Raw genomic sequence first — 12,547 nt, 5'->3', positions numbered from 1 at the left:
GGCGGTCCGCATTTTTTGGATACGCCTCACCCCGTCGAAACGCACAGACTCTGCGGACTCCCACGTACCAACCATGTGATTCTGTCCAACTGGCTGAATCGATTCGCCGAGCCCTGCACAATCCGCTCCGGCTACAAATTCTCGTTCATGCTCAATCGGAAGACAGGCCGACGGGCAGTCGCATACCTCCGTCGATAACGCGGACGCTGGCGCGATCGACGCTTTGCCCGTCCGCACTCGCACAACCCTCATCCTCGGCCGAATGGCAAGTACCTGCGGCGCCATCGTCTTCGCCCTTGCGTCCCTTGCCCTGGGTATTGAGCGAGGGCAGATCGAGGCTGGCGAACGCCGCCCGATACGCGCCTTCGGGTTGTCCCGCTACGCGCGGTTCCGACGGCAACAATCGCAGCAGACCGTTTTCGTAATTCAATGTGTAGTTGCCGCTGAGCAAGCCATAGCCCGATGGCGTGATCCGGTATTCGCCCGGGAAGGGGCCGTTGGCATCGGTGCTGTAGCTCGGACTCCCGCTCAGTACATCGGCCGCGCGATCGCCGCGACGCAGCCCGACGATGCTGGAGCTGTATGCGGGCAACAAGCCCCAATAGCCGGTGAGGTCGTCGGCGCGCACCGTCAGCGACGCCGGAGTGATCTGCAACTGCGCGCCTGCGAAATCGATGGTGTAGTTGCCGTTGCCCAGACTGCCCTGGCCGATCGCAAAGCCGCCGGCGTTTTCGCCGGCCTGGCGGGTCAGACTGCCGTTGAGGGTGTCGTTGCCGATCAGAAGACCGCCTGTCACCGACCAGCTCAGGAAGGGATCCGCGTCGCCGTAGACCTTGCGCAGGCCGTTGGCCGCGATGCTGATCGGACGCGGCGAAATCGACAGCCCGCCGTCAACGAAGCTGATCGTGTAGTTGCCGTTGGCGAGCGAGCCCTGGCCGATCAGATAGCGGCCGACATTCTCGCCGCCGCTGCGCGACAGGCCGCCGCTCAAACTGTCGCTGCCGACCAGGTTCCCTGCAGTAATCGCCCAGGTCAACGATGGGTCGAGATCGCCGTAGATCTTCGCCAGATTATTGGCGGTGACCGTAACCGGCCGCGGCGCGATCTGTAATTGCCCGTCGACGAAGCCGATGGCGTAATTGCCGTTGGCCAGCGAACCCTGGCCGATGGCGTAGTTGCCGACGTTCTCTCCGGACTGGCGCGACAATGCGCCCTGCAGGGTGTCGCCGCCGACCAGTTCGCCTTGGGTGATGCGCCAGGTCAGGATCGGATCGGCGTTGCCGTAAACCTTGCCCAACAGATCGGCGCTGACCGCGTTGCCTCTGGGCAGAATCTGCAGTTGCCCGTCGACGAAGCTGATGGCGTAGTTGCCGTTGCTCAACGAACCTTGGCCGACCGCGTAATTGCCCACGTTCTCGCCGGCGGCCCGGTCCAGTCCGCCGTTGAGCGTATCGCTGCCGACCAGATTGCCGCCGGTGACGCGGTAGCTGAGCGTGGGATCGAGGTTGCCGTAGATCTTGCTGAGCGTATCGGCCGTGATCGAAATCGCGCGCGGGGTGATCTGCAACTGCCCGTCGACGAAGCTGATCGCGTAATTGGCGTTGTTGAGCGAGCCTTGCCCGATCGCGTACGCGCCCACGGTCTCGCCGGTCGCGCGGGTCACGCTGCCCGCCAGGGCGTCGGCGCCGACCGCCTGCGAGCGCACGCGATCGCTGATCTTGGGACCGAGCAGAGCGTGTGCGGTCCGGCCGGAGTTTTTCGAACAGCGTCGCAATCTCGCCGGCCCGGTGTAGGAGCTGATCGCTGCCGGCGCATTGAACAGGGGACTATTTCTGCCATTAATGGCGGTTTTGTCCTGGGCTTACGTCTATCTTTGGGTGTTCTCAATAGACAGCCAGCCAAGCTGTCCATCGTACCGATCCGCCGCCTCGATACGATAATCACTGTTCGGATACCCGCCTACAGATGTCACGCCCCCGACTCGACTCGCAGGAATTCGCTCCTGAGATCGCTCCGCAAATGCTGCTCGCACTGGTCGAACTGTGCGGCGAACTCGGCGTCGCGCCCGTCCATTTATGCGCGGGGCTCGGCTTTCGAAGCGAAGATTTAGCGTCAGGAATGCTGCTCTCGTTGCGTCAGGCCTGGCGCATGATCCGTCGCGCCCTGCAACTGACCGGGCGAGCCGATCTTGGCCTGGAATTGGGCCTGCGCGAGAACCTGAGCCACTTCGGCTTGCCCGGATTCGCGATGAGCGCAGCGCGTACCTTCGGCGAGGCGGCTGAAATAGGCTTGCATTATCAGGACCAAACCGGCGGCATCACCCAGACGGAACTGCGGGTCCGCAATGGACTGGCCGAGTTCGTGGTGCGCTCGCGCCTTCACGACGACGGCGTACTGCCGTTTCTAGTCGAAGAAGCCTTCGCCAGCGACCTGGCCATCATGCGAATTCTGACGGGAGCGCAGGTGCGGGCGCTATCGCTGGAGCTGATGTATCCCGCGCCGGCGCATGCGTGGCGTTATCAGGAACTGTTTAGCTGTCCGGTGCATTTCGAAGCAAAGAGGAATGCGATGGCGATCGAAAGTCGATGGCTGGACGCCCCCGTCGCGACCCATTCGCCGGTGATGGTGCTGCAGTTGTGCGGACTGTTGGAACGGTGTCGGCAGGAACAGGCAGTTCCCGTGGCGAAAGCCGCGGTCGAGCGGGTCCTGGCCCGTTCTGGCAACGCGACGCTTTCGCTGGAAGAGGTCGCACGCACATTGGCGCTGAGCGTGCGCACGCTGCGTCGGCGGTTGCACGAATCGGGAACCTCGTTTCGGAGCATCAGCGATCACGCGCGCGCGCAGGCGGCACAGCAACTGCTGCGCGAGCAGGGTTCCACTGTCGCCGAGACGAGCGAACGGCTGGGCTTCAGCGACGTGCGCGCTTTCCGTCGCGCCTTCAAACGGTGGCTGGGCCGGGCGCCCGGCGATCAGCTCCCCGGCACCGACAAGAAAAAGTAAGCCAGTCGTCCGGATCCGGTTGCGCGAGTTTTACCGCCCTCGCTACGCCGCCGTATCCCGATCATCGGGTTTCCGACCCATGGTCCTTTAGAAAAATGCCGCTGCCGTGGTTCGGCAGCGGTCGATGTTTCGGCATGCAATGCGAGGCAAAGGCCGCGCGCCCTTGGGGCAGGATAAGGAGGAAGGGAGGGACGCGGCCGAATGGGCTTCTGAGTTCAGCCTACTTAAATTAGGGAAGTACAGCTGTGGCCAACGCGCATACCGCGATTTGCGTCTGTTGCAATCCGTTGATCAGGCCATCGTTTTTCAACTCGCTGGAGTAGGCGTTGACGCAGTTGATGTAGTTCACGCCCAGCAGGCCCGGATCGCGTTTGCACACCCGCGCCCGCGCGGTGATGCTCGCGCCGACGATGATGCCGCGCGGCGACACCGCGTCGACGCTGGAATCGCAGATGCCGATCATGGCGTTGCCGGGCGCCAGGCGCCATCCGATGTCGGTGAACAACGCCGGCGTGAGGTCCACGAGCACATTGGCATGCTCGTTTCCGGTGCTGATCGGTTCCATCAGCGCGTCCGGCGTCAGGGTCGTGGCGTAATGCGACAGGCTCGAACCGCCGGCCAACACCGATGGCGAATACAGCAAGACCCGACCTTGCGTATCGGCGCCGAGATAACGCCCCGCGACCGGAGTCAGCGAGACACTGATCCCGGGCAGCGCGCCGATGAGCTGGGCGCCGTCGGCCTGCGACAGACTCAGTGTCGGTATCGCGTTATTGCTGTAGCCGTCATCAAGGTGCGGCGCGGCTCCGGGTTGGTTGCTGGCGATGATGATGCCCTTGGCGCCGGCGAGTTGCGCGTAGAGCGATTTGTTGCCGCTCCTGCAACCTCCGGCCCTGGCCACCACGATCCGATCGATCACTTCGCTGGCGTTGGTCAGGAAGTTGCAGGCGAGCGAGGGGTTGGCGCTGCCGTCGTTCGCCAGCACGACGTCGCCCATGAATCCCGTCGTGGTCGCCGCGGGACCGAAACTCGCCGTCTCGAACGAGTAGGTTGCCGTCAACGCGCCGCCGGCCTGCATCGACAGCACCGGATCCAGATACAAGGGTGCTTCCTGGGTCACCGTCGCACCGGTGAACACGATCCCGCCGCCGACGATGGCGGCTTTGCGCTGAGCGTCGGTCATCGCGGTCCAGGCGAGGCCCGACACGTTGTCGAAGACGGGACGGGAATAGGCATCGGGCTTGCCCAGCATCATCGCGCCGGTGACTTTGTCGACCGTCGAGGCGAATCCCAGGCCATGCGCGATTTCGTGCATCACCACATTGAGGAAATTGCTGGCGCCGGCCGGTGTTTTTCCGTCCAGCCCGTAGTACCAGCGCCTGCTCGCCAGGCAGGTCGGAGTGCCGAGGTTGGCGTTGAAGCGGCTGATGATGTCGACGCTGCCGTCGACGCCGAGATTGCGCCCCGCCATCGCGTCCGCGAGCGCCGCCGGATACCAGGTCGCCGCCTGCGCCGCGCCGGGGAAATCGACATACGAATTCGCGCTGCCCGCCGAGCCGAGCGTGCCGGCAGTGGCGGTGCACGGTAGCGCGGTGAAGCTGGCTTGCACGCGGATCGGCACTTCGCTGCTGAGGACCGCGCCCCACAAGTCGGCCGCGTATTGGTAGGCGATGCGTCGTTGCTCGCCGATGGTCACGCCTGGATTGGCGCCGTTCGCCGCCGCCGGCGTGGGATCGTTCAGACCCTGGTTGGCCGGATCGACATTGACCAGCACGATCTGCGCGGCTGCAGCGGGGCCGGCGCACACAGCCAGGCTCAGGGTCAACAGCGCGATGCGGGGGGACTTAGTCATGGCCGTTCTCCTGCTGCGCTTGGCACGACTTGACCGAGCCCCGCGCATTGCAGCCGGCGGCTGCAGCGGGCACCGCGTATTCCAGGTTCTCCATCAACGATTGCGGCATCTGGATTTCGTAACCGCCGCCGTCGAGTCGCCGCACCGTGCGGGCGGCTTCGTTCACGTCGCGCGGGATAACCCGACCGTTCGTACGCATCGGCGGCGCGGCCTGCTTCAGCGCCGCCAACTCGGCGGCGGTGGGTTCGCGCAATTGTCCCGTGGCCGGATCGACCGCGACCACGCTGTCGTGCAAGGCGGGCGACGTGGATTCCGTCGCGACGCTATGCGCCGATCCTTGCTCGGCCTTCGGCGTTTCGGTCGGCGACGGTGGTCGTGCGTAAGCCGGGGCGCCGATCAGCGTCAATATCAGGACGTGCCAGGTCCATCGGCGATATCGATGAAGTCTTTTCTCGCTTTCCATGATCTTCTCCTTTGACAGGGAACTTCCACGAGACAGAACGAAGCCGCCACGGTGGATGGCGGCCGACTAGCGCTGGCGTTGGTGATTGGCGAAAGCGATCAGCCCCCGAATGAGTGTTCTGATCCGAGTAGCGTGGCTACGGCCGCGTCAGCGGGCCCGGGCCGATCGATTCGGCCCCACACTGGATGTACGAAGCATCCGCCGCATGCCGGCTCACCTGGGCGGTGCGGAGACGGCTGCACCGTAGCACTCGCCCACTGTTAAGAAAGATCGGTCATCGCACGATCGCCAAATGGCCGAAACGGTCCCTGCGTTTGAGACTTCCTTTGGGAAAAACAGCGCAATGCTCCGCCGCCTTTGGGAAAGAATCAGGCGATAGCGGCATTTACGCGAGCAGGGCGGCAAGGCCGTTTCCGGCAGTCGCGCCAAGGTCATATCGCCGTGACCCCGAGCTGTTCGCGCACGTACACGACTCGCGGCAACAGCGGAAACCGGCAAAAGCCGGTTTAAACCCGTCAAGGGAGTTGGATTCGGCGTGTCCCAGACACGTCAGACTGTCTGCCTCGCTTTGATCGGCGCCTGCCATACCCAAACTTCTGTGAGCAAAGCTGCTTGTTACTTGCAACCTGAACCACTGAGTACGTTGGATACAGAAGATCTCTGCACATTTGGCCAGCCGGAAGTCTGTCGAACAGACCCTGGTCAGGACTGCAATCCGCTCGTGTCGTCGACTACCGACTTCGAACTTCTGTTCACCTGGGCGGAATCGCAATGTTCGTACGTTCTGTACCAACCATGCGGTTTCTGGATTGCCGGCGACTGGGCGCTCCAGTCACCGCCTTACTAGCGAGCGCGTTGCCCTCGGGTGTCCACGACCACCTCGCCATCTTCCTTCACGAATGGCGCAGTCACCGGCGGCAAGAGGTCCAGAACCACCTCGGAGGGTCGACACAGGCGAATACCCCTGTCGGTCTGCACGAACGGACGATTGATCAATACCGGCGTGCGAAGCATCGCCTCCAGCAATGCCTCGTCGTCGAGACTCACATCGTCCAAGCCCAGCTCCAGGTATGGCGTGCCGTTCTGGCGGATGGCCTCTCGCACGCTCAGGCCGGCGCCGGCGATCAGTTCGAGCAGACGCTCGCGGCTGGGCGGATCGCGCAAGTAATCGATCACCTGCGGCTCGATGCCGGCATGACGAATCAAAGCCAGCGTATTACGCGACGTTCCGCACTGCGCATTGTGATAGATGATCGCGTGCATGTCAGTCTCCCTCGCAAGCGCCGACGCAGCAGGGCGTCGGGAGGACTACGGCGGCCGCGGTAGGCGCTGCGATCGACGCGGCGGCAGTTTCAATCGCGGCCGAAGCGATAGCGAGTTGTCGCGCAGCCAGATCGCCCTTGCGCTCGCTGTAACGGCTCGTGAGGTAGTCGCTGCGACCGCGCGTGAGCAGGGTGAATTTGACCAGCTCTTCCATGACATCGACCACGCGGTCGTAGTAGGCCGACGGCTTCATCCGACCGTGTTCGTCGAACTCCTGCCACGCCTTGGCCACGGACGATTGGTTGGGGATCGTGATCATGCGCATCCAGCGGCCGAGCAGGCGCAAGGCATTGACCACGTTGAACGATTGCGAGCCGCCGCAGACCTGCATCACCGCGAGGGTGCGGCCCTGCGTCGGGCGCACACTGCCCTCTTCCAGCGGCAACCAATCGATCTGATTCTTGAACACGGCGGTCACGCCGCCATGCCGCTCCGGACTCACCCAGACCTGGCCTTCCGACCATAACGACAGGGCGCGCAGTTCCTGCACTTTCGGGTGATTGGCCGGAACGCTGTCCAGTATCGGCAGCTCGTGCGGATCGAACACGCGGGTATCCGCGCCGAAGCGTTGAAGCAGTCGTTGCGCTTCCAGCGCCAGCTTGCGGCTGAAGGACTGAGGGCGCAGCGAGCCGTACAGGATCAGGATACGCGGCGGGTCAGCGGCCGCGCCCAGCAGGAGCGTGTCGGGGACCTCAAGCGCCGCCAGGTCGATATGAGGCAAATCCGGATCGGTCATGACGATTGCTCTCGGCCATCTATTCCATTATTCTAGATTAATGGAAATAAAAGAAGCAACCCAGTCCCTCGCCGCCCTTGGGCACGCCTCGCGGCTAGCGATCTTCCGACAACTGGTCGAGGCCGGTCCGGGCGGCCGCATGGCCGGCGAGTTGGCCGAAGCGCTGTCGCTGCCGGGCGCCACGCTGTCCTTCCATCTGAAGGAGTTGGTCGCTGCCGGTTTGATTCAAGGCGAGGCCCGGGGACGCTACGTCAACTATCGCGCGAACTTCGACGCAATGAATGGCCTGATCGAATTCCTCACCCGCAATTGCTGCGGAGGCGATGCAACGCAATGCGCGCCGGCAACGTGCGTTCCTGCGCCGACGAAGGCAGCCAAGCGCAAGGAAGCGGTCACGCCATGAGTTCGATGGCACAGGCGTCCGCCGATCGACCGCTGTCGCGCAGGATGAGCGCCTTTGAGCGCAATCTCACCTGGTGGGTGCTCGCCTGTATCGTCGTCGGCACCGGCCTTGGCTATCTCTGCCCCGGAGTGTTCGCGACGCTTGGCGCGGCGGAGATCGCCAAAGTCAATCTACCGGTGGCCGCGCTCATCTGGCTGATGATCATCCCGATGCTGCTGAAGATCGACTACGCCGCAATGGGACAGGTGAAACGGCATTGGCGCGGCATCGGCGTCACCTTGTTCGTCAACTGGGCAGTCAAGCCGTTTTCGATGGCGTTGCTTGCTTGGATATTCATCCGCCACGTATTCGCCGACTACTTGCCCGCCGAACAGCTCGACTCTTATGTCGCCGGCCTGATCCTGCTGGCCGCGGCGCCGTGCACGGCGATGGTCTTCGTCTGGAGCAGCCTGTGCGATGGCGACCCGGAGTTCACCTTGAGTCAGGTCGCGCTCAACGATCTGATCATGGTGATCGCGTTCGCGCCCATCGTTGGGCTGCTGTTGGGGATTTCTTCGATCACGGTGCCGTGGTCGACGTTGATGCTGTCGGTGGGTCTGTACATCGTAGTGCCGGTGATGATCGCGGCGATCGTGCGCAAGGCAGTGCTCGCGCGGGGCGGCGACGCAGCCCTGCAGACACTCCTTAAGCGCCTGGGGCCGATATCACTCGCTTCGTTGCTGCTGATGCTGGTGCTGTTGTTCGGCTTCCAGGGCAAGCAGATCGTGGCGCGGCCGGCGATCATCGCGATGCTCGCGGTGCCGATCCTGATCCAGGTGTACTTCAATTCCGGCGTCTCGTACTGGCTCAACCGCAAGCTCGGAGTCGCCCACAGCGTGGCAGGTCCGTCGGCGCTGATCGGAGCCAGCAACTTCTTCGAACTCGCAGTCGCCGCGGCCGTGGGCATCTTCGGTGTGCATTCCGGCGCCGCGCTGGCGACGGTGGTGGGTGTACTGGTTGAAGTGCCTGTGATGCTTTCAGTGGTGCGCATCGTCAACTCGTCCAAGGGCTGGTATGGCGCACGCGCCTGATCGTCTCACATGCATCGGCGCACGCACCTTGCCGACGGCGCAGACGAACAAACGGCGACCGCCAAGCTCGCAACCAGCTGACTATTTCGGCAGGCGCCTGTTGAGGAAAAAGCTATATCGCATCCTCAATCGGGGCTACCGCCGGTGAAGGATCGATAACGTTCACATACCATTCCGAGGTCAAGCGCGCGCCTGAACTCAGTAACGCTGCGCGCTTGGCCACGTCGTGCGCACCCGACACCGTCACGGATACAACCGCCCCCGCTTGTCGCGCTCGCGTCTCGACCTCATCACGCAATGCGATACCTACCGACCCCCAAAGATCGGGCGACGCCACCATGAAGTCGTCGATCAAGCATGCTTTTCCTCCCGGATTGTAGACCGGAGGCGCGGGCATGACCCGGCCAATGATGAAGCCATCGATAGAGCTGCCGTTGTCGTTTACGAGCAGTATCCAATCCGGCTGCTTCAGAAGTTCTTCGAAAAAACCGGCTTAAAGTTGGGCAGAGTGTTCGGCCTTGCGCCAGAAGACCTCGGAATGCGCCTCATAACTTCCGCGCTTTGCCTCCGACAACTCAACCATCCGCGGAATGTCTTGCCCGTCAGCATTTCTTACGGCCATTTCTGCGCTCCATGAAGTCTCGTGATTTTACTCCATCACCCGCAGGAACGCGGCTTATCGAGCGCTGGAACAGTACCGTCGCTGGTTTGTCCTCGGGCGGGACGCCAGGGGCCGGGATTGAGGCCGCAATTTAATCGCCTCGATGGGTCCGCGCATCGTCGCGCCGCGATACGCACGCAACAAATCGATGGTACAAGGAATAAAATTCGACCATTGACCGTATGAAGCCAGGATTGACACTGCCGCAGATCCGCGCATTCTGCGCGCTGGCCCAGCACCGCAGCTTCAAAGCCGCGGCCGAGCATCTGGAAGTATCGCAGCCGACCATCGTCGGCCAGATCGCCGGAATCGAAGAGGCTTACGGCACCAAGCTGTTTCAGCGTCAGCGCGAGAACAACCGCCTCACCGACACCGGCCTGGCTCTGCTCGGGCCGATGCGCGCCGCGCTCGACCAGGTGCCCGAAGCCGAATTCATCCTGCTCTCGCACAGCGCCGCGCAGACCGGGGAGTTCAACGTGGTCGCGGTCAACCCCGTGCGCGCCTCCAACCTGATCCGCGAATTCCGGGTGCTGTATCCGAATATCAAGGTCAATGTCAGCTTCGTCGCTTCGGACAAGGCGCAGCAGCTGATCGACGACGAATCGGTCGATGTCGGGTTCTTCGTGCCCGGCGACAGTCGCCCCGGACAACAGGCGATCCACTTCTACCGTTACGAGTTGATGGCGCTGCTCCCGGTCGGTCACGCGCTATGCGCGAAGCCGGCATTGGGGCTGGCGGATTTCGCCGGCCATGAACTCCTGATCCGCGAGCCGGGCTCGCTGACCCGCAAGCTGTTTTTGGCCGGCCTGGCCAAGGCGGGTGTGGAGCCGCGCATCGCCTACGAGCTGGGCAGCCGCGAGTCGGTGCGCGAAGCGGTGGCGCAGGGACTGGGCGTGTCGGTGGTGGCCGAGGATGAGCACACTCCGCACGAGCGCATCGTGACCAAGAAAATACTCGGCCAGGATCTGCAGGCCGACAGTTGCCTGGTGGTGCTCAACAAGCAATTGGGTTCGCCGCTGGTGAAGACGCTGATCGAACTCATCCGTCGGCGTTGAATCGCGAAGCGGCCCGTGGCGGCGGCGTCACAGGCCGCCACGGAGCTTCGATCAGGGACGCTCGCCGCGTGCGATGCGCGCTTGGATCTGCAGCAAGGCCTCGGGCAACTCGGCGATGGTGTCGACGATGCAGTGCGCACCGGCCGCGGCCAGGTTGACCGAAGCGCGCCGGCGCACGCGCGCGCGGTGATTCGCGTCGGCGGCGAGAAACTGCGGCAAGGTCAAGCCCGATTCGTTGCCCGACAGGCTCAATCCCACCGTCCACATGCCGGCGCGGCGGCCTTCATGGATGCCGGGGGCGGAGTCGTCGACCTTGACGCAGCCGGCGACGTCGCCGATGCCGAGCGCGATAACGTTCTGCAGCGCCATCCACGGCCCGGGACGCGAGCCGGCGGCGACCTCGCCGGCGGCGACCACGTGATCGGGCTTGAAGCCGCGCTGCGCCGCCGCTTCGATCAACACGTCCATGACTTCGCGCGGGTAACCCGAACACGAGCCGATCTTGATCCCGCGCTCGCGCAGCCAGGCCACCGTTTCGAGCGTACCGGGTATCAGGTCGGCGTGGTCGGCGACCTTGGCGATCTGCAAGGGCATGAAGGCGCGATAGATGCCGTCGACGTCGGCGTCGCTCATCGGCGCGCCGAACTGCGAGGCCCAGCGTGCGGCGATCGCCGGCGTATCGCCGAGCGCGCGGATGTGGTCCCACTTGCCCAGCCCCATCGGGCCGCGCGCTTCCTCCAGGCTCAACGCGAATCCGAAGGCCTGGGCGAAGGCTTCGACGAAGATGGTGGTGGGGGCGAAGGAACCGAAATCGACCGTGGTGCCGGCCCAATCGAGGATCACTGCTTCTAGCTTTGCCATGAGGGAATGCCGTTGGAGTGGAAGAATTCGTCGTAGAGCCGGCTGAGCCGGCCGAGGTCGCCGCTGAAATTCCGTCCGCGTTGTCCTTCGGCGGACTCGCGCACCAGCGCCTGCCATTGTTGCGGAGAGTAGCCGTAGCGGCGTGGGTCGGTGGCGACGCCCAACTCGGCGAAGAACGCTTCCAACCGTTGCGCGGCCAGCGCGGGCGGCGCGTCGAATATACGCTCGATATCGGCGGCCAGCGGTTCGCCGTCGCCGATCGCACGCACCAGCATCGGCAAGGTGATGCTGCAGGCGATGCCGTGGCTGACGCCCTTTTCCAGGGTAATGCGATAGGAGATGTTGTGCGCGAGCGAGGTCTTGGTGTTGGAAAAGGCCAGACCTGCATACAGCGAAGCCAGTTGCAGTTGCTCGCGCAGCGCCAGATCGCGCGGCGCGCGCAGCGATGCCGGCAAGATCCGCACGATGGCGCGCGCCGCGGCGATCGCGAACGTCGCGCTGACTGGATTGCGGTTGCGGTTCCACAGGCTTTCCAGCGCATGCGACAGCGCGTCGAGCGCGGTGCTGACGGTCAGTGCCGCGGGCAGGCTCGCGGTGAAACGCGGCTCCAGCAACGCGCTTTGCGCATACAGGCTCGGATGGGCGAGAGAGTGCTTGCGGTTGTTGCGACGGTCCCAGACCGTCGCCCAGCAGGTGACCTCGCTGCCGGTGCCGGCGGTGGTGGGCACGGCGATGAACGGGGTCGGATCGCGAGGCGCGGCCCGTTCGGCCAGCAATGCGTCGAGCGTGTCGAAGCGGCCGCCGGTGGCGCTGAGCACTTTGCAGGCGTCGATCACCGAGCCGCCGCCGAGCGCGATCAGCAACTGCGGCGGCGTCGGCAGCGCGGCCAGTTGCGCGCACAACTCGCGTAGGTTATCCAGATCGGGATTGTCGGCGACGGTATCGATGCACAGCAGCGGCGCGTGTCCTGCAGCGGTCTCCAGTTCCGCCGCCAATGCCTCAAAGACCGGCCCGGCGTGGGTCAGCAACACGTACGGGCGAGCCTGCACCCGCGATTTCAGGGACGACAGCGCCCCTTCCCCGGCGATCAGCTCGACGGGATTGCGATAAGTGAACATCGTGA

General features: G+C 63.9%; 12 protein-coding genes. 4 read left to right on the top strand and 8 right to left on the bottom strand.

Going from position 1 to position 12,547, the window contains the following annotated elements; all coding sequences use genetic code 11:
- Positions 1 to 151: 151 nt before the first annotated feature.
- The gene (locus tag ACTOWJ_RS14600; protein ID WP_441335354.1) at positions 152 to 1,705 is read right to left on the bottom strand and encodes an MBG domain-containing protein; all 1,554 of its coding nucleotides are present in this window, start codon (positions 1,703 to 1,705) and stop codon (positions 152 to 154) included.
- A gap of 314 nt (positions 1,706 to 2,019) precedes the next feature.
- Here ACTOWJ_RS14600 and ACTOWJ_RS14595 point away from each other — a divergent pair, with 314 nt between their 5' ends.
- Complete coding sequence (locus tag ACTOWJ_RS14595; RefSeq protein ID WP_441335353.1) at positions 2,020 to 3,000, top strand: AraC family transcriptional regulator; 981 nt, start codon at positions 2,020 to 2,022, stop codon at positions 2,998 to 3,000.
- 229 nt (positions 3,001 to 3,229) lie between these two features.
- Here ACTOWJ_RS14595 and ACTOWJ_RS14590 read toward each other — a convergent pair whose 3' ends face one another.
- From ACTOWJ_RS14590 to arsH, 4 genes are all read right to left on the bottom strand, one after another.
- Entirely contained in the window at positions 3,230 to 4,852 is a 1,623-nt protein-coding gene (locus ACTOWJ_RS14590) for a PA domain-containing protein (protein ID WP_441335352.1), read from the bottom strand.
- The gene (locus ACTOWJ_RS14585; protein WP_441335351.1) at positions 4,845 to 5,315 is read right to left on the bottom strand and encodes a post-PEP-CTERM-1 domain-containing protein; all 471 of its coding nucleotides are present in this window, start codon (positions 5,313 to 5,315) and stop codon (positions 4,845 to 4,847) included. Before ACTOWJ_RS14585 ends, ACTOWJ_RS14590 begins: the two co-directional genes overlap by 8 nt.
- Positions 5,316 to 6,158: 843 nt before the next feature.
- Complete coding sequence (gene arsC / locus ACTOWJ_RS14580) at positions 6,159 to 6,578, bottom strand: arsenate reductase (glutaredoxin) (protein ID WP_441335350.1); 420 nt, start codon at positions 6,576 to 6,578, stop codon at positions 6,159 to 6,161.
- 1 nt (position 6,579) lies between these two features.
- The gene (gene arsH / locus ACTOWJ_RS14575) at positions 6,580 to 7,374 is read right to left on the bottom strand and encodes an arsenical resistance protein ArsH (RefSeq protein ID WP_441335349.1); all 795 of its coding nucleotides are present in this window, start codon (positions 7,372 to 7,374) and stop codon (positions 6,580 to 6,582) included.
- A gap of 40 nt (positions 7,375 to 7,414) precedes the next feature.
- On the opposite strand from arsH, the gene ACTOWJ_RS14570 reads away from it, so the two are divergent.
- Together ACTOWJ_RS14570 and arsB are read left to right on the top strand one after the other, a co-directional pair.
- Positions 7,415 to 7,777, top strand: a complete 363-nt coding sequence (locus ACTOWJ_RS14570) for an ArsR/SmtB family transcription factor (protein WP_441335453.1) — start codon at positions 7,415 to 7,417, stop codon at positions 7,775 to 7,777.
- Positions 7,778 to 7,821: 44 nt separating this feature from the next.
- Positions 7,822 to 8,847 carry an ACR3 family arsenite efflux transporter gene (arsB, locus tag ACTOWJ_RS14565; protein ID WP_441335452.1) on the top strand — a complete coding sequence of 342 codons (1,026 nt, stop codon included), beginning with the start codon at positions 7,822 to 7,824 and terminating at the stop codon, positions 8,845 to 8,847.
- 112 nt (positions 8,848 to 8,959) lie between these two features.
- Here the strand turns inward: arsB and ACTOWJ_RS14560 are convergent, their stop codons facing one another.
- The gene (locus ACTOWJ_RS14560; RefSeq protein WP_441335348.1) at positions 8,960 to 9,202 is read right to left on the bottom strand and encodes a hypothetical protein; all 243 of its coding nucleotides are present in this window, start codon (positions 9,200 to 9,202) and stop codon (positions 8,960 to 8,962) included.
- 488 nt (positions 9,203 to 9,690) lie between these two features.
- Here ACTOWJ_RS14560 and ACTOWJ_RS14555 point away from each other — a divergent pair, with 488 nt between their 5' ends.
- Positions 9,691 to 10,563, top strand: coding sequence for a LysR substrate-binding domain-containing protein (locus tag ACTOWJ_RS14555; protein WP_441335347.1), 873 nt, complete (start codon positions 9,691 to 9,693; stop codon positions 10,561 to 10,563).
- Positions 10,564 to 10,614: 51 nt separating this feature from the next.
- Here the strand turns inward: ACTOWJ_RS14555 and phnX are convergent, their stop codons facing one another.
- Together phnX and ACTOWJ_RS14545 are read right to left on the bottom strand one after the other, a co-directional pair.
- Positions 10,615 to 11,424, bottom strand: a complete 810-nt coding sequence (gene phnX / locus ACTOWJ_RS14550; protein WP_441335346.1) for a phosphonoacetaldehyde hydrolase — start codon at positions 11,422 to 11,424, stop codon at positions 10,615 to 10,617.
- Positions 11,412 to 12,542, bottom strand: coding sequence for a phosphonoacetaldehyde reductase (locus ACTOWJ_RS14545; RefSeq protein WP_441335345.1), 1,131 nt, complete (start codon positions 12,540 to 12,542; stop codon positions 11,412 to 11,414). The genes phnX and ACTOWJ_RS14545 overlap by 13 nt, the downstream gene beginning before the upstream one ends.
- Positions 12,543 to 12,547 lie beyond the last annotated feature (5 nt).

This window comes from Lysobacter sp. CA199, from assembly GCF_052078715.1.
Lineage (GTDB): Bacteria > Pseudomonadota > Gammaproteobacteria > Xanthomonadales > Xanthomonadaceae > Lysobacter.
This window is presented reverse-complemented; position numbering and strand designations above follow the sequence as displayed.

Bases quoted from the DNA above. Each gene is read 5' to 3' on its own strand.
- arsC (WP_441335350.1), bottom strand. From the start codon at position 6,578: ATGCACGCGATCATCTATCACAATGCGCAGTGCGGAACGTCGCGTAAT.
- ACTOWJ_RS14545 (WP_441335345.1), bottom strand. From the start codon at position 12,542: ATGTTCACTTATCGCAATCCCGTCGAGCTGATCGCCGGGGAAGGGGCG.
- ACTOWJ_RS14585 (WP_441335351.1), bottom strand. From the start codon at position 5,315: ATGGAAAGCGAGAAAAGACTTCATCGATATCGCCGATGGACCTGGCAC.
- ACTOWJ_RS14590 (WP_441335352.1), bottom strand. From the start codon at position 4,852: ATGACTAAGTCCCCCCGCATCGCGCTGTTGACCCTGAGCCTGGCTGTG.
- ACTOWJ_RS14555 (WP_441335347.1), top strand. From the start codon at position 9,691: ATGAAGCCAGGATTGACACTGCCGCAGATCCGCGCATTCTGCGCGCTG.
- ACTOWJ_RS14595 (WP_441335353.1), top strand. From the start codon at position 2,020: ATGCTGCTCGCACTGGTCGAACTGTGCGGCGAACTCGGCGTCGCGCCC.
- phnX (WP_441335346.1), bottom strand. From the start codon at position 11,424: ATGGCAAAGCTAGAAGCAGTGATCCTCGATTGGGCCGGCACCACGGTC.
- arsB (WP_441335452.1), top strand. From the start codon at position 7,822: ATGAGCGCCTTTGAGCGCAATCTCACCTGGTGGGTGCTCGCCTGTATC.
- arsH (WP_441335349.1), bottom strand. From the start codon at position 7,374: ATGACCGATCCGGATTTGCCTCATATCGACCTGGCGGCGCTTGAGGTC.
- ACTOWJ_RS14570 (WP_441335453.1), top strand. From the start codon at position 7,415: ATGGAAATAAAAGAAGCAACCCAGTCCCTCGCCGCCCTTGGGCACGCC.